The organism is Providencia sp. 2024EL-00732 (assembly GCF_044006275.1).
Taxonomy (GTDB): domain Bacteria; phylum Pseudomonadota; class Gammaproteobacteria; order Enterobacterales; family Enterobacteriaceae; genus Providencia; species Providencia huashanensis.
The window spans coordinates 177,459-200,568 of sequence record NZ_JBIPDG010000005.1 but is presented as its reverse complement, the minus strand read 5'-3'; the positions used below and the strand labels follow the sequence as shown (position 1 = coordinate 200,568).

General features: G+C 37.0%; 19 protein-coding genes, 1 tRNA gene and 1 pseudogene. 11 read left to right on the top strand and 10 right to left on the bottom strand.

The features are described 5' to 3' along the window. Window positions 1-153 precede the first annotated feature (153 nt). A complete protein-coding gene (locus tag ACHB7C_RS10930; protein ID WP_048607571.1) occupies window positions 154-996 on the top strand; it encodes a MetQ/NlpA family ABC transporter substrate-binding protein in 843 nt (280 codons plus the stop codon). Window positions 997-1,204: 208 nt separating this feature from the next. Then, window positions 1,205-1,941, top strand: a pseudogene (locus tag ACHB7C_RS10925) (cyclase family protein). A 455-nt stretch (window positions 1,942-2,396) separates the two neighbouring features. On the opposite strand, the gene ACHB7C_RS10920 reads toward ACHB7C_RS10925, so the two are convergent. From ACHB7C_RS10920 to ACHB7C_RS10885, 8 genes are all read right to left on the bottom strand, one after another. Next, a complete protein-coding gene (locus tag ACHB7C_RS10920; protein ID WP_048607569.1) occupies window positions 2,397-2,933 on the bottom strand; it encodes a hypothetical protein in 537 nt (178 codons plus the stop codon). Then, window positions 2,930-3,772, bottom strand: a complete 843-nt coding sequence (locus ACHB7C_RS10915; protein WP_210787217.1) for an SUMF1/EgtB/PvdO family nonheme iron enzyme — start codon at window positions 3,770-3,772, stop codon at window positions 2,930-2,932. Before ACHB7C_RS10915 ends, ACHB7C_RS10920 begins: the two co-directional genes overlap by 4 nt. Before the next feature lie 122 nt (window positions 3,773-3,894). Further along, window positions 3,895-4,443, bottom strand: coding sequence for a CpmK protein (locus tag ACHB7C_RS10910; protein ID WP_210856118.1), 549 nt, complete (start codon window positions 4,441-4,443; stop codon window positions 3,895-3,897). A 53-nt stretch (window positions 4,444-4,496) separates the two neighbouring features. Next, on the bottom strand, window positions 4,497-4,757 hold the full coding sequence (locus ACHB7C_RS10905) for a 2Fe-2S iron-sulfur cluster binding domain-containing protein (protein ID WP_042844563.1): 261 nt from the start codon (window positions 4,755-4,757) through the stop codon (window positions 4,497-4,499). Further along, on the bottom strand, window positions 4,750-5,907 hold the full coding sequence (locus tag ACHB7C_RS10900; RefSeq protein WP_210856117.1) for a proline dehydrogenase family protein: 1,158 nt from the start codon (window positions 5,905-5,907) through the stop codon (window positions 4,750-4,752). Before ACHB7C_RS10900 ends, ACHB7C_RS10905 begins: the two co-directional genes overlap by 8 nt. Window positions 5,908-5,949: 42 nt before the next feature. Beyond that, window positions 5,950-6,771 (bottom strand): TauD/TfdA family dioxygenase, encoded by an 822-nt coding sequence (locus tag ACHB7C_RS10895; protein WP_048607560.1) that lies wholly within the window; start codon window positions 6,769-6,771, stop codon window positions 5,950-5,952. A 15-nt stretch (window positions 6,772-6,786) separates the two neighbouring features. Then, window positions 6,787-7,539 (bottom strand): enoyl-CoA hydratase/isomerase family protein, encoded by a 753-nt coding sequence (locus ACHB7C_RS10890; RefSeq protein ID WP_129466113.1) that lies wholly within the window; start codon window positions 7,537-7,539, stop codon window positions 6,787-6,789. Between the two features lie 2 nt (window positions 7,540-7,541). Next, window positions 7,542-9,047: an asparagine synthetase B family protein gene (locus ACHB7C_RS10885; RefSeq protein WP_272656421.1), complete on the bottom strand. Its 1,506-nt coding sequence runs from the start codon at window positions 9,045-9,047 to the stop codon at window positions 7,542-7,544. Between the two features lie 758 nt (window positions 9,048-9,805). Here ACHB7C_RS10885 and ACHB7C_RS10880 point away from each other — a divergent pair. The 4 genes from ACHB7C_RS10880 to ACHB7C_RS10865 all read left to right on the top strand — a co-directional run bounded on the left by ACHB7C_RS10880 (window position 9,806) and on the right by ACHB7C_RS10865 (window position 14,100). Then, window positions 9,806-11,755, top strand: a complete 1,950-nt coding sequence (locus ACHB7C_RS10880) for a PTS mannitol transporter subunit IICBA (RefSeq protein ID WP_198860747.1) — start codon at window positions 9,806-9,808, stop codon at window positions 11,753-11,755. A gap of 12 nt (window positions 11,756-11,767) precedes the next feature. Then, entirely contained in the window at window positions 11,768-12,928 is a 1,161-nt protein-coding gene (locus tag ACHB7C_RS10875; protein WP_042844555.1) for a mannitol-1-phosphate 5-dehydrogenase, read from the top strand. A 95-nt stretch (window positions 12,929-13,023) separates the two neighbouring features. Further along, window positions 13,024-13,557: an MltR family transcriptional regulator gene (locus ACHB7C_RS10870; RefSeq protein WP_042844554.1), complete on the top strand. Its 534-nt coding sequence runs from the start codon at window positions 13,024-13,026 to the stop codon at window positions 13,555-13,557. A 117-nt stretch (window positions 13,558-13,674) separates the two neighbouring features. Next, complete coding sequence (locus ACHB7C_RS10865) at window positions 13,675-14,100, top strand: GNAT family N-acetyltransferase (RefSeq protein WP_042844552.1); 426 nt, start codon at window positions 13,675-13,677, stop codon at window positions 14,098-14,100. A gap of 131 nt (window positions 14,101-14,231) precedes the next feature. Here the strand turns inward: ACHB7C_RS10865 and ACHB7C_RS10860 are convergent. Beyond that, window positions 14,232-14,306: transfer RNA gene (locus ACHB7C_RS10860), tRNA-Arg, on the bottom strand. A gap of 777 nt (window positions 14,307-15,083) precedes the next feature. On the opposite strand from ACHB7C_RS10860, the gene mlaA reads away from it, so the two are divergent. Next, window positions 15,084-15,836, top strand: a complete 753-nt coding sequence (gene mlaA / locus ACHB7C_RS10855; RefSeq protein WP_042844550.1) for a phospholipid-binding lipoprotein MlaA — start codon at window positions 15,084-15,086, stop codon at window positions 15,834-15,836. A 565-nt stretch (window positions 15,837-16,401) separates the two neighbouring features. Here mlaA and fadL read toward each other — a convergent pair. Further along, complete coding sequence (gene fadL / locus ACHB7C_RS10850) at window positions 16,402-17,721, bottom strand: long-chain fatty acid transporter FadL (protein ID WP_042844549.1); 1,320 nt, start codon at window positions 17,719-17,721, stop codon at window positions 16,402-16,404. Between the two features lie 352 nt (window positions 17,722-18,073). Between fadL and ACHB7C_RS10845 the strand changes: the two genes are divergently transcribed. From ACHB7C_RS10845 to sixA, 4 genes are all read left to right on the top strand, one after another. Further along, window positions 18,074-18,370: a YfcZ/YiiS family protein gene (locus tag ACHB7C_RS10845; RefSeq protein ID WP_080750863.1), complete on the top strand. Its 297-nt coding sequence runs from the start codon at window positions 18,074-18,076 to the stop codon at window positions 18,368-18,370. Between the two features lie 268 nt (window positions 18,371-18,638). Continuing rightward, a complete protein-coding gene (gene fadI / locus ACHB7C_RS10840) occupies window positions 18,639-19,958 on the top strand; it encodes an acetyl-CoA C-acyltransferase FadI (protein WP_042844547.1) in 1,320 nt (439 codons plus the stop codon). After that, window positions 19,958-22,147 (top strand): fatty acid oxidation complex subunit alpha FadJ, encoded by a 2,190-nt coding sequence (fadJ, locus tag ACHB7C_RS10835; RefSeq protein WP_071548198.1) that lies wholly within the window; start codon window positions 19,958-19,960, stop codon window positions 22,145-22,147. The genes fadI and fadJ overlap by 1 nt, the downstream gene beginning before the upstream one ends. 469 nt (window positions 22,148-22,616) lie before the next feature. Then, a complete protein-coding gene (sixA, locus tag ACHB7C_RS10830; protein WP_395347301.1) occupies window positions 22,617-23,099 on the top strand; it encodes a phosphohistidine phosphatase SixA in 483 nt (160 codons plus the stop codon). The last annotated feature ends 11 nt before the right edge of the window (window positions 23,100-23,110 follow it).

The following is a 23,110-nucleotide window of genomic DNA, read 5'->3' as shown; positions in this document are numbered from 1 at the left end:
TAACCGAACGATCTATTTGTTATATCCTTATAGCTAAAAAGAATTAAAATAGATTGTTATATTACTTTTGTATTAAGGTATAACGATATGATCTAAGTAGAACTTACAAATTATGATTATACTGCCCAAAATATCTTTACAGGGTTGTTATCTATGTTAAAACAAAAAATAATAAATTTATCGTTAATGGCTACAGCGGTAATCGTACTTGCTGGGTGTGGTGATAATAATGAAAAAAATAATCCAAATAAAAAACACATTACGATAGGCTTTGGCGTGGGAAATTATATTGACCAAGTTGAGAAAGGTATTGTCCCTATTCTAGAAAAGAAAGGCTATACCGTTAATTTGCGTCAGTTTTCACAAAATAGGCAAATAAACCCTGCTTTTGAAGAGGGATCAATAGATGCATCTGTTAACCAAAGTCGCGCTTATATGGATGCTTATAATAAAAAAAATAATATTAATATGGTAGCGCTGACCGACTCTCCTAGTGCACCACAAAGTTTGCGGTCAAATAAACATAAATCACTCGATGAAGTCAGAGATGGCATGATTGTTGCGTTATCGAACGACCCTGTTAATGCAGAACGAGGGGCTAGGATTTTAGAGCAACTGGGCTGGGTTAAAATTAAACCTGATGTAAGTACGTTAAGTTTTAGTGTGAATGATATTTCACCAGCGAAATATCAGCTTGATATTAGAGAAACAGATGCAGCACAAGGTTTACGTTTATTAGATGATGTTGATTTTGTTGTGGTAAATGGAAACTATGTTGCGAGTGCAGGGCAGAGAATAGCGGATGGATTGGTGGTAGAAGATTCACCTTTGGAACACCGTGTTATTGTTACTGTGATGCAGGAAAACCTTGATTCTCAATGGGCTAAAGATTTAAAAGATGCTTTTGAATCAAAAGAATATGCAGATTATATTCGCTCACAGCGTATTTATGATGGTTTTATTGAACCAGAAAGCTGGAGTAAGTATCCAAAATAAAAACCTAGTCTATTTTATTTATTGTTCAACATCTTTTAGCCACTTATTAGTGGCTTTTTTATATTATTTTACTGATTTAGTATGAAAATTATTCGTGTTGAATTGCTAGACAACGTTATGTTTTTTAGATATTTAATAGGAAACAAAAGTACGATAAGAACCGCGTAGAGTTAACTCAGTTTAAAAAGTCAATCAGGCAGGGGAACATATGAATAATGAATTAATAAATGCATTTAATGTGATAAAGGCAAAAAAATGGGTTGATTTGACTCATAGCTTTGATAAGGATTCACCCCATTTTTTATGTTTGATTCAGCTGAATTTAAAACATTATTTGGCTACCCTGAGGGTTTTTTTGCACAGCAATTTACTTTCCCTGGGCAATATGGAACACATATTGATGCTCCATGTCACTTTGTAGAAGGAAAGCGCTACTTACACGAATTAGAATTGAAAGAGCTTGTTTTACCTTTAATCGTAATTGATCAGTCACAAAGAGCAAAGAAAGACCCAAATTTTGCATTTAATCTTGATGATGTTTTAGCGTTTGAACAACAACACGGTCAAATTGAGTCAGGCAGCTTTGTTGCATTACGTACAGATTGGAGCAAGCGATGGCCATCGCAAGAACTTATGGATAACAAAGACGAAGAAGGTAATAACCAAATACCTGGCTGGGGAATGGATGCACTTAAGTTTTTATTTGAAGTGAGAGGCATTAAAGCGATTGGTCATGAAACCTTTGACACTGACGCAGCGAAAGATTTTCGGAAAAATAATGCATTATTGGGGGAATATTACGTATTAGAACAGGATACTTACCAAGTTGAGTTACTGGCTAACCTAGACCAAGTGCCTACTCGGGGCGCTGTTATTTTTAATATCGTAGCTAAACCAAACAATGCAAGCGGTTTTCCGGTACGCTCTTTTGCAATTCTACCCTAGAATATGTTGATAACATTCCCCATCTATAGCCATTTAGTTTGATGGGGAGCGTTAAATGGCAAATAGTTATAAAATAATTAAAAAACCTATATTTTAAACTCGGAGAGTTTCCTAAAGCCGATGGCAATATAAACAAAAAAATTATTGTTAAAGTCATTGCATTTATATTTTAATTAATTTTAGAAATGTTTTTCCACGGAAACCCCTTGTAGTAAATCAAAATAGTGTCTTAATAATAAAGTGAGTTAAATACCATTTTTGATAATCGCAATAATATTTGACAGATTTTATAGAGAGGGGTAATAAGGATTCGGGGACTTTAACCAGTAAGCAATAATAAAATGATTGATATCGTGAAATTATGATACTCACGATATGCGTTAAGCTAAGCTTACAGCCTAAAACTATTACGACGCAGAAAATAATTAATTTAAGTACGCCGTAATATGATGGTCTTATTTAAATAGCGCCATATCTAAAAATTTGAAAGCATCATCTACATTAAGGTATTTCTCAGTTGTAATGTAGCTGCCAGTTGGTTGCCAATATAAATTAGAGACTCCAGGGTCTACCTCATTATTTGCTATTTTATAACGAATAAATTTTATTTGAGTATTATCACTTAAATCTCCACTGTTGTTATTATCTATAAATTTTGTTCCTTTAACCATATAATAATGGTTTTTATACTGATGTAATTCAAAATCAGAGATTTTAACCATAGATGCAGATAGGCTAAAATCGCTCCAAATAAACCCATTATCATCTGGAGTGGGAATGATTGACCATTTTTTGTTATCTTTCATAAAAATAGTCGCAGTGCGATTAGGGTGTGATGTATTATTGTCAAAGCTAGCTAAAAAAATGATGTCAGTAATACCATTATTATTAAGGTCTATATTATTTTGCCCATCTTTTAACATGACTAATGTGCTACTGTTGCTCATAAAGCTAGCTAATAATAATAAATAGATGAGTTTCTTAAGTTTCATTTGGTCGCACTCCGAACTAGTCTAAAACCAATGTCGGGCATAACAAAACCCGCGCTGTGAATATCACAACTTGATAAGCCTGCTGGTTGTAAATAGCTTCCACCACAGAAATAATACATTTCTGTGCCTAACACGGTTTCGCTATCATAGACCCATTCATATACGTTACCACTCATATCATAAATTCCTAGAGCATTCGCTTTTAATTTACCAACAGGACTGGTGCCGAATAGCTCTGTATTAGGTTCGGGAAACCAGGCAACTTCCTTTGCATTATTACTTCCGGAATAATAATGCCCATATGTACCATCAATTAGGCCATTATTTCCTCCTCTCGCTGCGACCATCCACTCTGCAATTGTTGGTAATCTATAACCATTGGCATTATTATTTATTGAAAAACTATATTGTGAGCTATCTCGCAAAATAGAATTATCTGCAATTATATAGGCAGGTTCTAGCCCCATTTTTTCACTCAATGCATTAGCAAACACAATCGCATCAGACCATTCAATATTAGTAATTGGATGTTCTTTATTATTTAAGTCAGATGTACGGCAGTCATCATAAAAGGAACCATTACAACCCTCATTTATCTTATAACCTTGTCCGTGTGCCCAATTAATAACCTCATCGTAAAGGTTGTAGGTTACTTCAGTATTCATAATAAAATAGCCATTAAGCTTGACATTTGAATTTGATTTATAATCATGATCACCAAAAACAGCACCTACGTAATAATCTCCTTGGTCAATATATACTTCTTGGAATAAAGAGGAGGATGCATGGGTACTCCAGATTGGTAAGATAAATAGAATTAGTGAAGCCAAGTATTTCATACTGTATTAAAATCCTATATGTTTAATTTAAAGGGCACTCTATTGAGAGATATTTAAACTAAAAAGTGAATACTTTTACGAAATTAGCTATTCTTGAAAACTTTAGAATAGTATGAGTAGATCTAATAAAATAGATCTAATTGATAAGGCTCACCTATAACTTTTATTGAACCTGCTGGGGTAGTCATAAAGTCTGCTTGATAACGTGCGTTATTAACCCCGGTAACAAGGTTGTCTAAATCTGTATGTGCCACTCTGATAGATTTATGTTTAGCCCATAGAGGGAGTTTGTCTATATAATAGTAGAAAATGACAGAAGTTTTACCGTTACCATCATCAATGATATTCTCAATTTTGTTAATGCGTACACGACCATAGCAGAAATCTCCATGCTTATTAAATTCAGTTTGTCCTTTCGTGGTTAGCTGCCAAATTTTTTGATTTGATATCCATTGCGATTTAGCTAGGCCTGCATCAACGAGTGCTTCCATTTGCGCATTTACCCACATCGACCCTCCTTTATTCATAGATACTGGCCATTGAGTTTCCCCTAAACATAAAGGTGGTTGCTTATCTAAAGCTTGCTGAATTAACATCATATATTTATCTGTGCTAGCAGCTTGGCTGAAGGTTGAAAAAATTAGACAACAGGCAAGCAAAAAATATTTCATGTTTAAATTCCTATCTTTAAAGTTTAATAAAAAATACTTAATAGCAAGCGCGGTTAAATCTGAATATCACCTTTTGCAAAGGAGCAACAAGTTAAAATAAAGCCGTTGGCAATATCTTCTTTGGATATACCACCAGAATGATCAAGCTTTACTTCACCTGAAATTAATTTAACTTTACATTTACCACAATGCCCAGCAGCACAATGATATTTTATTTTCACTCCATTTTTATAAGCACATTCTAGAATGGTTTCATTAGGCATAATAGTAAAGTTATTATTACCAATAATTAAGTGATAAGGTGCTTTACTCATGGTTTCTACCTACAATTCTGGATATTATTTCTTTTCGAATAAGTTTATTTTCATGACGAAAAGTCGTTATAGACACGGCATTTTCTTCTATTCGTCTAAGTAAGTAAGGTAAAGATTTTTCAAATGGCCCATATGGCAAATACTTACATACTCTAGCGCCATGTTTAACGGCATTGAGTGAAATGTGATCGCCTACGCCATACAATTGCCCTAACCAGTAATGGTGGTTTGTTAGCCGCGTATTCTCTAATATTTTGGAGATACTTGCTTTGTTATGGGTTGCAAAGAAGGGGGTGAAATTTTCAATATTAATCGCAATAAACTCAATGATAGCATTGTAGTTGTCGTCTGTAGCCGGTTTTGAGGTGAAGAAATGGTTGCTTGCAGAATCGTTTCGTTGGAGTTCTTCTTCTAAATAGGCGCCACGGACCAATTTTATACCTATTTTTATGTTGTGTTTTATTGCCAACTTATTCATTAGTTGGATGAACTCATAAGATGATTTTTTATAGCATTGTAATGTTAGTGTAATAACAGCTTTTTCCTTATTGTATTTGAGCATATTTTCTATAGCGATTTTATCGATAATAGGTTGGAACCATGATTGCTCAGCATCAATCATGACACATACTGACATTTGTTTTGCATAAGCAAAAATTTGGTTGTATCTGCTGAGTACTTTTTCCCAAGCAGGTTGATATATTAGAAAATCATGGTCGTTTTTAATTTTAGCCTGATATACGGTGATTGACCCCAGCGATGATGGTTTTACTACAACGTAGGGCATATGGCCAGTACTACTGGCGAGTTCGATTAACCTAAGTGTAGAATTGACGGCCTCATCAAAAAATGAAGCATCCTCTTCACCTTCGACAGCATAGTCTAGGACACTTGATATATTGTTTTTTGCTAACATACCAGTGACATCCTTGGCTTGCTCGAGTGTTTCACCACAAAAATAGATCCCATTTAATTTATTGGTAATTATTTTTATATTTCTTTTGACCATTAGCTTTAGTATATAGATAGAAAGGCGTTTAGTTATTTTGTAGGTTAAAAGTAGTGTTACTATATATTTTAAGCAAAGTGTCGTAGTGGTATAGCGAAAATAAATTGATAATGTCTTTGAGTTCATTTCATTAATTTCCATATTGGCTAGCCAGTTATTCACCTAGCTAGCGTTTAAATAAACTTAAAGATCTGCCGTTTGTCCACGGTAGAGGCGGCGAATAATTTTATCGTCATTAAATTCTTCACGTTCATGAATAACTCTTCGGTTATCCATAATGAGCAAATCACCATTTTCCCAATAGTGCTTGTAGTAGTAACGTGGTAACTTCATAAATGCGCTTAACTCAGTAAAAAACCTTTGAGTTTCATCCTTAGTAAACCCAACGATTCGGGGTTCCCAGCTAGCGGGTTGGTCGGTATCAAATGGGAAGTAAATTAGCATTTTTCTCACCCATCCCAAATCGGTAAAGACAGGGACTTTAAACCATCCCGCAGGTGAAACATCAACATAGTAGCCATGTTCCAATACTCTGACTTCGAAAGTTTCATTTTCGAGTACTTGACGTAAATGGTTCGGCATTTCATTGCAGGCAAGGACGTGATCACAAATTGTTGTTGAGCCACGAAACTTCATATTTTTAATTTCTACCGCATATAAGAATACTTGATCTACTTGTGAGAGTAACAAGCCTCCGTCAGCGTGGAAGGGTAACTGCCCACGACCGGTAACTATTTTTCCTTTTTCACCATCTAGTTTTAGGGTGTCGCGGTAGCCAAATCCGACATCTATTTTTTCATCTGCATACTCAACAATCGTGCCATATTTGCTATATATATCACGAAATTCATTAGCATCGATATTCAGTTTATTTACAATTAAGAAGCCTTGGCGCATTAACAGATGTTTAATACTGTTGGTATCCGAATTAATAAAATGACTTGCCGACATTTTTGCACCGAAGCCAGTTGGCATAGCAGGTAACCATTGCAGATTATTATTCATAAAATCCCTTATAAATTAATAGTTTTTACCGAGTATTTTTTGGAAATGTTCTTGAGCATCTTTCGTAGCAAAGGCGTTTTTATGTACTAACTTAGATTGCTCTCTGGTTTTTTCTAATACTTTAATAAAGCTCTTATTCATCAATTTCTTAGTATTGCCGAAAGCTGCTGATGGGTATTTCGATAATGCATTAGCCTGCAATAAGGCAGTTTTTAAAAGATGCGAGCTTGGTGTTACTTGATTGGCAATGTGATATTGATGACATTGGGTCGCGGAAAGTTTTTCGCATTCAAAAACAATTTTTTTCATCAAAGAGTGACCATGTGTAAACTCAAGTATTGCTGCACCAACAGAACAGCCAATACCATGTTTTAACTCCGGCATGATAAATTGCGCTTGGTCAGACATAACACGATAGTCAAACATCATTGCGAACTGGAACCCCATACCGATGGCATAACCATCAATAGCTGCAATTGTTGGTTTGCTAACATTTAAAACAGCTTGATACAGATCGATTACGCGGTCTATCCAGCGTTCGACTTCAACTCCTCCAGAAAGTGCTTTGACTTCATTGAAGTCACCTCCTGATGAGAAGGAGCGACCTACACCACCGTAGACGACAATAGATTTAATGCGGCTATCTTCTTCGGCTTTAACCAGCGCATGTTTAATTGCATTTTCTAGCTCTTCACTGAATGGATTATGTTTATTTGTATGATCCAATGTTAATAAACGAGTCGATTCAAAATCTTGCTCAATAATCATCTTTAAATCCTCTTCATTATTTCACGTAGTTTCGTTGGCGTGGCTTCATCAATGGTGAGTCTCCCAGTCAAAAACTCCTTATAAACCGCATAGCTAAATCGAGTTTTTGCTTGGTAGTTGGTGGCGCTGGTACCAATGATATTGGCAAAGGATTGGTTGACAGAGGAGCCCTCGTGAATACCTATTTTTTTACGCCAAACAATTTCTTTTGGAATAAGATGCAGATTGTCGGTATATTCGCGGAGGATATTTTTAACCTCCTGATCTCTGATTTTAAAATCAGGGTTTAAATTTTCACATAGGGATATTAGGCCGTTATTCCAAAATGGATGATATACGTTTAGCCCATAACTATTGGCTCCATGAGTAGAGAATTCCCCCGTCCATTTGGTTCTATAAACTTGTTCAGCAAGGATATTATTGGGGTTTTGATAATCTTTTAATGGGTTTAATATTCCCCCAAAAAGTAAATCGGAGCCATATCCAGTTAAGAGTGAGTTAACTTTACCTTGTGCCAATTTATAAACGTTAAATAACCCTGATTGGATTTCTGATGATAAACCATCAAAAATTTCATTATGATAAATAGCGTTAATTACACCATTAATTATCTCATCGTCACTCAATATTTTAACTTCATGTTCCGTTCCTAAGGCGTTAGAAACAATTTGAGCAAATTCAAACTCATTACTTAATTCGCTACCAATAGACCAAGTTTTTACTTTTTTAAAGTATTGGCAGGCTAAAGCAGTGACAAGACTAGAATCTAGCCCGCCAGATAGTGGAATACCAATAGATTCATTATTATCAACAAGTCTAGAGATGGAATACCTCATTTCCATATCAATTAAATGGTATAGAACATCTTTTTTCAGTGTTATGATATTTTTATTTGTTGGAGTAGCAAGTTGTCTACTTTCAATATAAGGGTAATTTTGTTCATCATGGGTGATTGTGTTTATCGTTCCTGGTTTTAACCGAATAACATTTCTAATTGGCGAGAATGTATCTGTTTTGAATGTATTTTCGATGATTTCATGTTCAGGAGAAAAATCAAAAATTTTTTCTCCTTCTAAGTTACCTACAATTTTTAAGCAATTAGTAATCCAAAATTGTTCAGCTTTTACTACATTAATAAGGTTTAAGCCGCGTGATTCGGTAATCACTTCAATCGTACCGTTATGATATTCGATAAATAAACAAAAATCTCCTTCAGCTAGATAAATAGCGGTATCCCCTAGCTTTTCTCTTAATAAGCAAAGTATTTCAATTTCGTTAAGTGCCCAAGTACTTCCTTCTATTTTACCGAGAATTGATTTTAGCACTGATATATTATAAATATTACCGAACAAATATGCAGTGTAATAAGCTGTCTCATATTGAATGATGGTAGTGTTATTTTTAGATATTAAAATGCCAGTTGATATATTTGTAATATGGAATTCATTACTTAAACGACTTAATTTATTTTCTGAACAGGTGCGGGTAAAACAAAACTCAGTGCTCAAAGTCTAATCCCTCATAATGTATTATTATCAGAAAAAACAAAATTGATATATTTTTGACCATATAAACCTGATTAATAAATGGCGTTAAGATTTTTAACAAACAAAAAATAAATTTGCAATGATAAATAGTGGTTTCATTAATTTAAGTTAGGGTTAACTCACATTTTTTTTTACTTAATTTAATATTTTATATGTTTCATATATGTATTTTTTCGATAGAATTTTAAATAATTTGATAATTGAAATTTACGGGTTAAATAATGGAAATATATTTGTGGTAAGAGTTATTGTTAGAGTTTATGGTGAGATAATAAACTTTGATAGAAAATGAGTTTTAGTACCTATTAGCTCATTGCTAATTTTTAGCCTAAGGAATAAGGACAGTAGTTTGTAATTTTATTACAAACTGGAGAGTTATCAGATTGAAAAAATGATGGGTGTACCACAATCTAGTTATATTTAGTGATAGTGATCACTAATTTAAAATAAACACGCTTTCTTGTTGTGTGATGTGAGTCACAAATTTCCGGTTTTTAGCGTTAAAAATAGCCAGTGTAATTAAGCTACATGTGATTTGCGTGATCAATATCACTATAAAGGTGGGGGAGGTGGGGGTATAAGCGTGATCGGGGTCACAGAGGGCCCGCGTGGTACGCATCTGATAAACGGCATGCTAGAGTGAAAGTGTTGAAAAAATCACTGACGTTATTTGGCGATAACGTTATGACCTTATCATTCTCGTACCACGGGGTTCTATCATGGTAACATCAAATATCAAATTAAAGGTACAGAATTTTGGGCGTTTCCTGAGTAATATGGTTATGCCTAATATTGGTGCTTTTATCGCTTGGGGTTTAATTACAGCGTTATTTATCCCTACAGGCTGGTGGCCTAATGAAACACTAGCTCAACTTGTTGGCCCAATGATCACTTATTTATTGCCACTTTTAATCGGTTATACCGGGGGGCGTTTAGTGGGTGGTGAGCGGGGTGGGATTGTCGGTGCAATCACTACCATGGGAGTGGTGGTTGGGGCGGATATGCCAATGTTCATGGGGGCAATGATTGCGGGGCCATTAGGTGGTTTCGCAATTAAGCGTTTTGACCGCTGGGTTGATGGAAAAGTCAAAACAGGTTTTGAAATGCTGGTGAATAACTTTTCCTCTGGCATCATCGGTATGTTGCTAGCTATATTAGCCTATCTTGCTATTGGCCCATTAGTGGCTGGTTTGTCGAAAATATTAGCTGCGGGTGTGAATGTAATGGTAGAAAACAATTTACTACCACTTACGTCAATATTTGTTGAGCCTGCAAAAATATTGTTTCTAAACAATGCAATCAACCATGGTATTTTCTCTCCGCTCGGTATCCAACAAGCGGCCGAAACGGGCTCATCGATTTTCTTTTTAATTGAAGCAAACCCAGGGCCCGGGCTAGGTGTTTTATTAGCTTACATGTTTTTTGGTAAGGGAAATGCCAAACAATCAGCACCTGGGGCAGCAATAATCCACTTTTTTGGTGGAATTCATGAGATCTACTTCCCATATGTATTAATGAATCCTCGGTTAATTCTTGCTGTTATTCTAGGTGGAATGACAGGGGTATTTGTTATGAACCTTTTTAATGCTGGTTTAGTTTCTCCTGCTTCACCAGGGTCTATATTTGCAGTTCTACTGATGACACCGAAATCATCATTAGTTGGGGTTATTCTATCGGTTACAAGTGCTACGGTAGTTTCTTTCCTAGTTTCAGCCATTTTATTGAAAAGAACCCGAGTTGGTGATGAAGATGAACTTGATAACGCAACCAAAAAGATACGTGATATGAAAACGCAATCAAAATCACCAGTAAAGGTTTCTAGTCACCAAAACGCACCACTTAATTTTATGGGAGTGCGTAATATCGTCGTAGCATGTGATGCAGGGATGGGGTCCAGTGCTATGGGAGCTGGTGTATTAGCTAAAAAAGTACAGGATGCAGGTTTATTGGATATCTCAGTCACGAATATGGCTATTAATGATTTACCCGATAATGTTGATATTGTTGTGACTCATAAAGACTTAACAGAAAGGGCTAAATTATTTGCACCCAATGCGATGCACATTTCTTTAACAAACTTTTTAGATAGCCAAACATATAATAATTTAGTCACGAATTTAATTGCTAAAAAAAATCCTAAGGCAGCCAATGATGGGCGTTTAATTAAACAGACTATTATGGCAGCAAATGATGAATCTTATGAAATTGCTGAACATGAAGATGCTTTATTTACTTTAAGTGCTAAACATATTCATTTAAACCTAACAGCAGAAAATAAAACGCAAGCCATTCGCTTTGCGGGGCAAAAGTTAGTTGAAGGTGGATATGTTGAGCCTGATTATATTGATGCCATGTTAGCAAGAGAGAAATTAACTTCAACGTACCTTGGTGAATCTATTGCGGTGCCACATGGCACTATAGAAGCTAAAGATCGTGTTTTAAAAACCGGTATTGTGATTTGCCAATACCCTGAAGGGGTCCAATTTGGTGAAGAACCTGATGAGGTTGCTCGTTTAGTCATTGGTATTGCCGCGCAAAATAATGAGCATATTGAAGTGATCACGCGAATCACTTCCGCACTTGATGAAGAGGGTGTTATTGAACGTTTATGTGAAACGCAAGATGTTCAAGAAGTGCTCGAAATTTTAGCATCTCAAAGTGCAGCGTAAGGGGGAATAGCAATGAAAGTCATTCATTTTGGAGCAGGAAATATAGGTCGTGGCTTTATAGGCAAACTACTAGCGGATGCGAATTCACAAGTGACTTTTACCGATGTTAACCAGCCGCTAATTGACCAATTAGCCCACAGACAATCTTATCAAGTTCATATTGTTGGGCAAGAAAATCGTATTGAAAAAGTTCAGCATGTCCATGCTGTTAATAGTAATGATCCAAAAACCATTGAATTTATTGCTATGGCTGACATGGTGACAACGGCAGTAGGCCCCCAAGTTCTTGAAAAAATAGCCTCGACATTAGCGAAAGGTATTATTTATCGTGAAGAATTAGGGAACACCCAACCACTCAACATTATTGCTTGTGAAAATATGGTTAGGGGAAGTAGTCAATTAAAACAGCATGTGTTGGCACAATTACCAGAGAAACTACACCAATGGGTTGAACGACATATTGGTTTTGTGGATTCAGCTGTTGACCGTATTGTGCCACCCATGGAGGCGGCTAATGATGACCCCCTTGATGTTACTGTTGAGTCTTTTAGTGAGTGGATTGTCGATCAAACTCAGTTTATTGGCGAGATCCCTACCATTAATGGAATGGAGCTAACTGATAATTTGATGGCGTTTATCGAACGTAAGTTATTTACATTAAATACAGGGCACGCCATTACCGCATATTTGGGGCAGTTATATGGTTGTCAAACAATTAGCGATGCGATTGCTGAACCAAAGATTTATACTGTGGTTAAATCTGCGATGGAAGAAAGTGGGCAAGTATTAATTCAACGTTATGGCTTTAATGAAGAAACCCATTGCCAATATATTGATAAAATATTAACTCGTTTCGCAAACCCTTATTTAAAAGATGATGTTAACCGTGTGGGGCGTCAACCAATACGTAAGCTGAGTCCAAATGATAGGCTAGTTAAGCCACTATTAGGTACACTTGAGTACCAATTACCTAATAAAAATCTGATTATAGGTATTGCTGCTGCATTACATTTTAGGTGTGATAGTGACCCGCAAGCGAATGAGATGGCAAAACGTATCAATGAAAACGGGGTTTACCAAGCAGTTATTGAATTTTGTGCATTAGCGCAATATCCACAGGTTGTTGAAAAAATTTGTTCTCAATACCAATTAATGATGTTGAGTAACCAGTAATATTACGGATAATAAATTAATTATTGAGGTTCGTTCACTTTATAGCTATCAGTAAATTAGTAACGAGCTGTATAGCTGTAAAGTGACAAAAAATTATTATGGAAAATAAACAAAACATTGAAAATCAAATTCTTGAGCGATTAAATGGGCGCCCTGAAGTACATCTTTTTTTTCAAGAGGTTGTTTCGTTAATTACACAAGCTATTGATAAATTAATGTTAAAAGTGTTTAGAAAGGATGATTATGCAGTAAAATATGCAGTTGAGCCTCTTTTAACAGGGAGTGGGCCATTAGGTGAACTATCTGTTCGTTTAAAGTTATTATTTGCTTTAGGCGCAATTACTCGAGAAACCTATGAGGATATTGAGTTATTTCTTGCTTTAAATCAGTCATTATTATCAAGTGATTTAAATTTAGATTATATTGATGATGAAATTTTAGGCAGTATTAAAATGCTTCATTGCATGGGGCCTTTACCTGAAATGATGCGCTTTGATCAACCAGAAGATATGGTTGATACACAGCTTATAGAATTACAAAAGCAACGTTTTCAGCAAATGATTAAATCATCACTTGTGTTATCAGTGACGGCACTTATTACTCAAATAATAGAAACGGATGTATTTTAAGCTAATGAATCAATATCCGCATATTTATTTAGTTACTATGCTACATTTTATTATTTATCAATTGAAATTAATATGATTATATAATCCTTTTATTAAATGGTTATTAGGATGTATTAAATGAATATTGTTGTTACGCATGACGTCACTCCTGCAGATAAAGATGAACTTCTTAATGGTTTACGCAGCTTTAATGTCCAATTTTTAAACCCAGAACGTTTTAGTTCATTAGGCGTTTTTTTTAAAGATAATGATGGTGTAATGGTTGGCGGTTTGCTTGCTGAGGTTAAAGCTAACTGGCTTTGTATAGATTTTTTATGGGTTAGTGAAAAGGCAAGAAATGAAGGGTTAGGCCGAAAGTTGATGTGCGCTGCTGAGCAAGAGGCTGTAAAAGTAGGTTGTCTTCATGGTTTAGTTGATACATTCAGTTTCCAAGCCTTGCCATTTTACGAAAAACTTGGCTATGTAAAACAAATGTCACTCCCCGATTTCCCAGAAGCAGGTATGCAGAGGCATTATCTTACTAAAGCTAAATTGAGTAGTTAGTGCCCTTATAATGGCTATCTGATGTAACTATGCAAACTCACTTTACCCTTTCTATATTTCACTGAGGTTAGTGTTAACTTGCTGTAAATATAGATTTTTTATGGTTGCGGTAAGGAGGGAGCTCTTGTTTATGGTGTCCCCTGCAGGAATCGAACCTGCAACTAGCCCTTAGGAGGGGCTCGTTATATCCATTTAACTAAGGGGACTTTCGACGTGTCACTGGATGAGTTTGGCATTTTACTGTTCACTTCTAATTGAATCAAGTCGTTACGTATAATAAATTGAATTAATTGCACACAATGGCGTTTTTGTACAATTTTCATGCTAAATTTTATCTGTTTATGATTACGGATTAGCCTTTTCTATATATCAGCATACAAGCAAAATTTCTTTCGATGCTTCTAATGAATTAATTGAATGTTTTTCAATAAAGATACAAGCTCTAATATCGTGGCTATGGTTAGTGTTCAACATAGATTGAATGTATTGTAGTTAGTTATAATTGCGGTCTTATAAATCAAGATGATATGGTTTAACTCAAATAGTTATTGTCTGAATAAAAAATGCACTAATCACTGTCCCATTGGTATAATATTGATATAGTAATTGTCTTAGGTGCATTAATTATACTAATGAATATTGGTTTGGTTGGTCGTAAAAAGACGATTAAATATAATGGGGTCAGAAGCTAAATATTGAGTATGTTTTTTAACTTATAATGCGATTGATAGGCGTAATAAATCGTATTTCTATATATAATAATTTGATTACCCTATAAAATATAATAATGCTTATCTGTAGTTTGGACTAATTGTTCAATATTCTTATAATAACAAGATGATTAAATAAGGTATAATTTATATTTAAGTAATCAAATCACTCAAAAAGGTTAACAAAATCCCTTTTTTAGCCTTACTATAATCGTATTCATTATTACAGTGGAAAGTGCCGTAGCAGGACGGTGCAGGGAATGGAGAAGTGTTATGAAGTTTCGCATGACGGGCGTCTTTCTGGCTGGAGTGTTAATTGCAGGTTGTGCAAGTAACATTGATCCAGAAACTCATGAGCGTTCAGACCCATTAGAAGGTTTTAACCGAGCGATGTTTAATTTCAACTATAACGTCTTAGACCCTTATGTCTTAAGGCCGGTTGCTGTTGCTTGGAATGATTATGTACCAATGCCTGCTCGTAATGGATTAACTAACTTTTTTGTCAACCTTGAAGAACCCGCAAGTATGTTGAATAGTTTCTTGCGTGGTGAAGTCACCCAAGGTTTTAAACATTTTAACCGGTTTTTCCTTAACACCGTGTTTGGGATGGGGGGCTTAATTGACGTTGCGTCGATGGCTAACCCGCAATTAGCAAAAGAAGAGCCTAAACGCTTTGGTAATACATTAGGTTATTATGATGTAGGTTATGGGCCATATGTAGTTCTGCCTGGCTATGGTAGTGCTACACCGAGAGAACAAGGTGGTGACCTTGCTGATAGTTTATACCCAATGTTAAGTTATCTGACATTTTGGATGTCGGCGGGTAAGTGGGCACTTGAAGGTATTGAAACTCGAGCGAGATTGTTGGATTCTGATGGGCTGTTGAAAAATTCTTCAGACCCGTACTTGATGTTACGTGAAGCGTATTTCCAACGGAACGATTTCTTATCGAGTGGTGGGGCATTGAATGCGACAGAAAACCCAAATGCAGCCGCAATTGAGGACCAGCTCGATTCTATAGACTAATAGATTGATATGCTCATGGAAGGTTTATCACTCTCTTGTATACGTTTGATACTAGAGAGTGATAAATAAAAAACTAATCATTGTCTTGCTTTCCTCGTTGAGAGACGGTGTCAATCAAGGCGATTACCCCTAATACACCAATAAAGCCTATAGTAAATAGTGTTCCCATAAAAACCCCCTACGTTTTTGTCATTGTTGCCTCTTTGTATTTTCACAGCTATTACTAGCGTTAAGATATAGCATTATTAATACAGTTTGATGAAACAGCTCATATTTTGTGTGTATGAGTAAGTATAAGATACATACTTAAGTTGTGCTTGCAAATAAGAACATTCAGAGAGTAACTGTTAATTTTATGATATATAAAGCGATTTATCTTAAACTTGTAAAGTTTTGAAAGCTAATTGTAGATGACGAAATGAATAGAATGAAACTAACCTATTTAACAATTAATTTACATGTAATGACAGCTGAGGTCAAGATGAAATTTTAATTAGGGAGTGAAGGTGTGGGAGGTAAGTGAGTATCAGGGATGTTTCCGCTGATACTCACTAAAATTAATAAATTAGAAAGCGTAGTTAAAGTTTACACCATATAACCAAGCGGAACCTTCAGATTTGAAGTTATAAACAGGGGAACCAGGTCGTTCCAGCAATTTTTCACTGATATTGACTTTCTTACCATGCATATAAGAAATCCCCACATCGACAGAGGCATTTTCATTGAATGCATAAGTTGTACCAGCACTTAACCAGTAGCGGTCTTGGTCTGGGATAGAAATTGAACGGTATTCTGAACGTACAGGTGTCTGGTCATAGGCGATACCGGTACGGAATGTCCAGTTATCATCATAGAAATAAGTAGTACCTAATGCTAAACGCCATGCATCTTTAAAATGCTCTGGTTTATGGAATAACTCTCTACCATCACTTTTTTGGTAGGCGGTTAATTCTTTAAATTCACTCCAGCCTGTATAAGCTACACTATAGTGTAGAGCCCATTTAGGTGCGACTTTGTGGTAACCTGAGAATTCCCAAACGTCAGGTAGATTAAGGTCTAATTTACCTTTAACTTTTTCGCCGCCCGTACCGTATAGGTCTGGTATTCCTTTAGGAATATCATTTGAGAATTTTCCATCTTCAAACTTAACTTTAACTTTAGAACGGTAGCTTAAACTTAAGCGGTTATCATCATTAATTTCGTATAAGATACCCGCATTCCAACCATAACCCCAATCATCACCTGTCAATTTTGCCATAGTGGTGCTGCCAGGAAAGGCCGGTAATTGCCCTTGACTAATAATTGGTGCTAGAGCACCTAAATCACCCGCATGCCGAGTGATTTCTGCATCAGCATAGACTGCATTAACACCTAAGCCAAAACTGAAATTGTTATTAACACGGTATGCGCCACTTAAATTTAAGTTAACAGTTTTTAGATCTGTTTTACCGCCAATAGGGCCCGCAGCATAGTTTTTATTAAAATCAGTTGCTAAACCAAAGTTAGTGGTCATTGAAGTCCCAACTGCCCATTTATCATTAACTGGAAAAATAAAGTGAGCATTCGGTACAACAGCACTCGGTGCGATATCGTTTGCTGTCGTATTGCTACCCAATGGTGAGCCGCCTTTACCTTTAATATCAACACTTGGGTCAATATATACAGCACCGACAGACAGAGAAGGGCGATCAAACAACATCATGGCTGCAGGGTTACGGCTTCCCTCACTTGCGTTGTCGCCCATTGCACCAGCCCCAGAAAACGCGCGCCCCAGTGCAGATGTGGAATATTCATTAAGCAAAAAACCAGCTGCACCTGCGTTGGAGGAGACGATTGCCACTGCTATTGCTAAAGCTGATCTAGAAAACAGGTTTTTCTGGCTCATGACCAAAACCCTCTTATGTTTTATTTGAATAAAGCGACTTCTATCGCAAGAAGCGCAGAATTGTAGGGTCCCTTGCCGCTATGACAAATCAGACCAGTTACTAGAGTATAGGTCTGACCACCTGATATGTAGCAAGCTTGTTTTGTGTTTATTTCGATTCTGTTTGCAAAAATGCGACACATTTAACAAAATGGCAACATAAAATGACCAATTAAGAGTAATAAACAAGCAAGCGCGGGGTAAGATCAAACTTATGTTTAATTTTTAGTGATATATTTTGATACACACTAGTTTTTAGCACTTTTTAAGCGTTATGATAGCAACTTAACAGTTTGTTTATTTGGAGAGTAAAATGACTGATGCGATTAACCGTTGTAGCGCGGATGAGACAGCAGCATGCTGTTGTGTGGATGTAGGAACAGTGTTAGATAACAAAGACTGTACCGCATCGTATCAGCATGTTTTCGCCACACAGGGAGAAGCGGAGTCCATGTTGAAAACACTCACAGACAAAGCAAAATCTGTTGAGTCAGACCCTTGTGTTATTACCCATTCTATCAATGCGGTAGAGGGTGGCGTTGAATTGAATGCTGAATTTACTTTTAGTTGCGAAGCAGAAAGTCTGATTTTTCAGTTAGGCCTTCGTTAATCAAACGTTTGAATCTATCCTAATTGACCTTTTATCACCAAGAATATAGCCTTTAGGCAGATTCAGTGTGGTAAAAGGTTTATCTTGTCTTTTTTTATCACATCTTTTCCATCCTATTTTTACTCTAAGTTGCGTGTTTGCTCGCATTTTTTATCAATAGCCATTGATAAATGTGAATATTATGTTAACAATCATTACAGGTCAGACCTCTTTGGGTCGGTAGTGAATAATCTAACTATATTTCATTTTGCTTTTAGCAGGAGCGACCATGAATCAACATTCCCACCATGGTGAAAAAACATATCCAACAAAAGAAAGGATCGCCATTGTGAGTGGTTTACGCTTACCATTTGCAAAGCAGTCTACCGCATATCAAGGGATTGCAGCTGTTGACTTAGGCAAAGCGGTTGTTGCCGAGTTATTAGCGCGTAGTGACTTAGATAAAAACCTAATTGAACAACTTGTTTTTGGGCAAGTTGTTCAAATGCCAGAAGCCCCTAATATTGCGAGGGAAATAGTCCTTGGAACGGGAATGAGTGTCTCAACAGATGCTTATAGTGTATCTCGTGCCTGCGCAACAAGCTTTCAAGCGATCGTTAATGTAGCTCAAAGTATGATGGTAGGGGATATCTCTGTTGGGGTTGCTGGTGGTGCTGACTCATCCTCTGTTCTTCCTATCGGGGTATCGAAAAAATTAGCAGCGACCTTATTAGCATTAAGCAAAGCTAAATCTGTTGGGCAAAAACTGTCACTAATAGCAAAATTACGCTTAAAAGACCTACTGCCTGTTGCGCCGGGAGTTGCAGAGTACTCCACAGGGCTTCGCATGGGGGATACTGCTGAACAAATGGCTAAAAGCTATCATATCAGTCGGGAACAACAGGATGAACTTGCGCATCGTTCGCATTTATTAGCGGCAAAAGCATGGGAAAATGGTGCTTTAAATGATGAGGTTATGACGGCATATATGCCGCCTTTTAAACAAGCCTACTCACAAGATAATAATGTTCGCGCTAATTCAGTTCTATCATCATACGCTAAGCTAAAACCTGCGTTTGACCGTAAGCATGGCAGTGTCACTGCGGCTAATAGTACACCACTGACTGATGGTGCAGCAGCAGTATTAATGATGACAGAGTCACGAGCAAAAGCACTAGGTTACACCCCTTTAGGTTACATTCGCAGTTATGCCTTTGCTGCAATTGATGTATGGGAAGACATGCTATTAGGCCCATCTTATGCCACACCCATTGCATTGAAACGGGCAGGGCTGTCTTTACAAGATTTATCTTTGATTGATATGCATGAAGCTTTTGCTGCACAAACGCTGGCGAATATACAAATGTTTGGTAGCCGTAAGTTTGCACAAGAAAAACTAGCAATGAGCAATGCAATTGGTGAAATTGATATGGATAAATTTAATGTGTTGGGCGGCTCTATTGCTTATGGGCATCCTTTTGCGGCAACAGGGGCGCGGATGGTTACGCAAACTTTAAATGAGCTGCGTAGACGGGGTGGTGGTTTTGGGTTGACCACTGCATGTGCGGCTGGTGGTTTAGGTACTGCAATGATCTTAGAGGTGGAATAATGACACAAAATTCTACTACTGAATTGGCGATAGGGGCTATTCAACCCGCGTTTAAATTAGAAATTTACAATGAAAATGTTGGGGTTATTTTCATTGATGTGCCTGAAGAAAAGGTCAATACATTAAAAGCTGAATTTGCTGAACAATTCCTTGCCATTTTACAAAAAGCACAATCCACTTCGGGGTTAAAAGGTTTAGTCATTACCTCAGGGAAAAAAGACAATTTTATTGCTGGTGCGGACATCAGCATGATTGCGAATTGTGAAACTAAAGCGCAAGCAAGCGAGTTGTCAAAGGAAGGCCATACATTATTTGATAAAATTGATAATTACCCTTTACCTATTATTGCCGCTATTCATGGTGCATGTTTAGGTGGTGGGTTAGAGCTTGCATTGGCTTGCCATGCTAGGGTTTGTTCGAATGATAGTAAAACCAAGCTAGGGGTGCCTGAAGTACAATTAGGGCTATTGCCTGGCTCAGGTGGAACCCAACGATTACCCCGGTTAATCGGTATCCCACATGCTTTGGATTTAATGCTAACAGGTCGGCAATTAGGTGCAAAACAAGCACTAAAAATGGGATTAGTGGATGACGTTGTGCCGCAATCCATATTGTTAGATGTCGCGGTTAACATGGTTAAAAAAGGGGGAATTAAACGTCCTGCTATTCATTGGCAACAACGGTTATTAAGCAGCCGATTACTGCGTAATAAAGTGTTTCAAAATGCCAAGCAAAAAGTATTAAGTAAAACAAAAGGCCATTATCCTGCACCTGAAAAAATAATTCATGTTGTGAAAACAGGGATGAATAAAGGCTTGAAAGCTGGGTATGCAGAAGAGGCGAAAGCTTTCGGCGAACTGGTGATGACACCAGAGTCGGCTGCATTGCGTAGTTTATTTTTTGCCGTCACTTCATTGAAAAATGAATCCGGTGCACAAGCCAACCCATTGCCAATTAATAAAGTGGGGGTATTGGGTGGTGGCCTCATGGGGGGAGGGATAGCTTACGTTAGTGCATTTCAGGGGAAATTACCTGTCCGTATTAAAGATATTTCAGAGAAAGGTGTTGCCCAAGCACTACGTTATAGCTGGGATCTACTCACTCAGAGGGTAGTTAAGCGGCGGTTATTAGCACGAGAACGAGCGGCTGTAATGGCTAAAATATCAGGGACGTTAAGTTATCAAGGGCTTGAAAACTCAGATATCATTATTGAAGCTGTTTTCGAAGATTTAGCATTAAAGCGAAAAATGGTTACTGATGTTGAAAAAATGTCGGCCAAACAAACAATTTTTGCATCTAATACATCATCATTACCTATTCATCAAATTGCGGCTAATGCAGCACACCCTGAAAAGGTTATTGGTTTACATTATTTTAGCCCAGTCGATAAAATGCCGCTGGTGGAAGTGATCCCTCACCAGCAGACGGATGAAACAACCATAGCGACAGTGGTTGCCTTTGCGAAACGCCAAGGTAAAACAGCGATTGTTGTCGGGGACGATGCCGGTTTTTATGTGAACCGGATTTTAGCGCCTTATTTATGTGAGGCAGCTCAATGTCTTGTTGAAGGTGAGTCTATTGAACAAATCGACCGCGCTTTGGTTGAGTTCGGTTTCCCTTTGGGGCCTTTTAATTTGCTGGATGAGGTCGGTATTGATGTCGGAACCAAAATTTTACCTATTTTAGTCGAGCGCTTTGGTGAGCGTTTTAATGCACCTGATTTACTTGATAAAGTTGTCAAAGACGGGCGTAAAGGTAAGAAAAACAGCAAAGGGTTTTATGAATACGGTCATTCTTCAAGCAAACTGTTGTTTTGGAAAAAAAACAGCAAACGGCAAGTGGATAAAACCATTTATTCACTAATAGGGGTAACGCCAAACAGCCGATTGAGTAAAGCGGATATTGCACAGCGTTGTGTTATGATGATGCTCAATGAGGCGGCCCGTTGCTTAGATGAAAATATCATTCGAAATGCACGTGACGGTGATGTAGGGGCTGTATTTGGTATTGGTTTCCCACCTTTTTTTGGTGGCCCATTTAGGTATATGGATAGCTTAGGTATCGCTAAAACGGTAGAAACATTACGTTCTCTCGCCGCGCGTCATGGTGAGAAGTTTCAACCTTGTGAGCTATTGTGTGAGATGGCTGAAAAAAACCATACTTTTTTCTCAGTTAACACTGACAAGTAGCTTCGCTTACATGATGGGATAACGATTACTGAATTATGGTTTTCCCCGTGGTGTAAAAATATTTTAACAATTAATAAGATAATAATATAAACCTGATACTAATACGTTTTGCTTGGTGTCAGGTTTTTTATTATGCGTGTCATACCCTTTATTTTCCAATGGGCTTTATCGCAAAAGTTAGGCTAAAAGAGGCAAGTTTATTTTTGGGGCATAAGGTGAGAGGTGTTAATTACCTAATGGGCGGTAGAGATAGTATAAGGTGATTTATAACCGATTGTTTTTAAGATATAACTTTTTTTTATGCATATTTTTCAGATAAAACATCAACAAAAATCTACCCAAATCATTTTCTTTGCTGGCCATTTCATGCAGAATCACACTTTACCCCAACTGATGGTTATTTTTACAACAATTACCTTAACAAAAAGAATAGTCACTTTAATTAAGTAGGCTACTCAGATGGTGGATTATGCAAGTTTATATTATGCGTCATGGCGATGCAGCGATACAGGCAGCAAGCGACGCTGCTCGCCCATTAACACAAAAGGGAAAAGATGAGTCAGTTTTAATGGCTCAGTGGTTACAAAATCAAGGGGTCAAAATTGATTGTGTATTGGTGAGCCCTTATTTAAGGGCTGAGCAAACACGTGAAGTGGTTAGCCAACATCTTAACATACCAAGCAAATTTGAAGTGTTAGAGCAATTGACACCAGGAGGGAATGCCGTTTTTGTTGCTGATCATATCCGTGACCTTGCGGTGATCGGTTCCAATGCTATATTAGTTGTTTCTCACTTGCCATTGGTGGGTTATTTGGTGTCTGAATTGTGCCCACACAAAGAACCACCAATGTTTACCACATCAACTATTGCTTGTATTGAAATTGATGTGGCACACCAGAAAAGCCACGTTGAATGGATGTTGAGCCCATCGCAATTATTATTTGCAAAGTAAAATATAATATG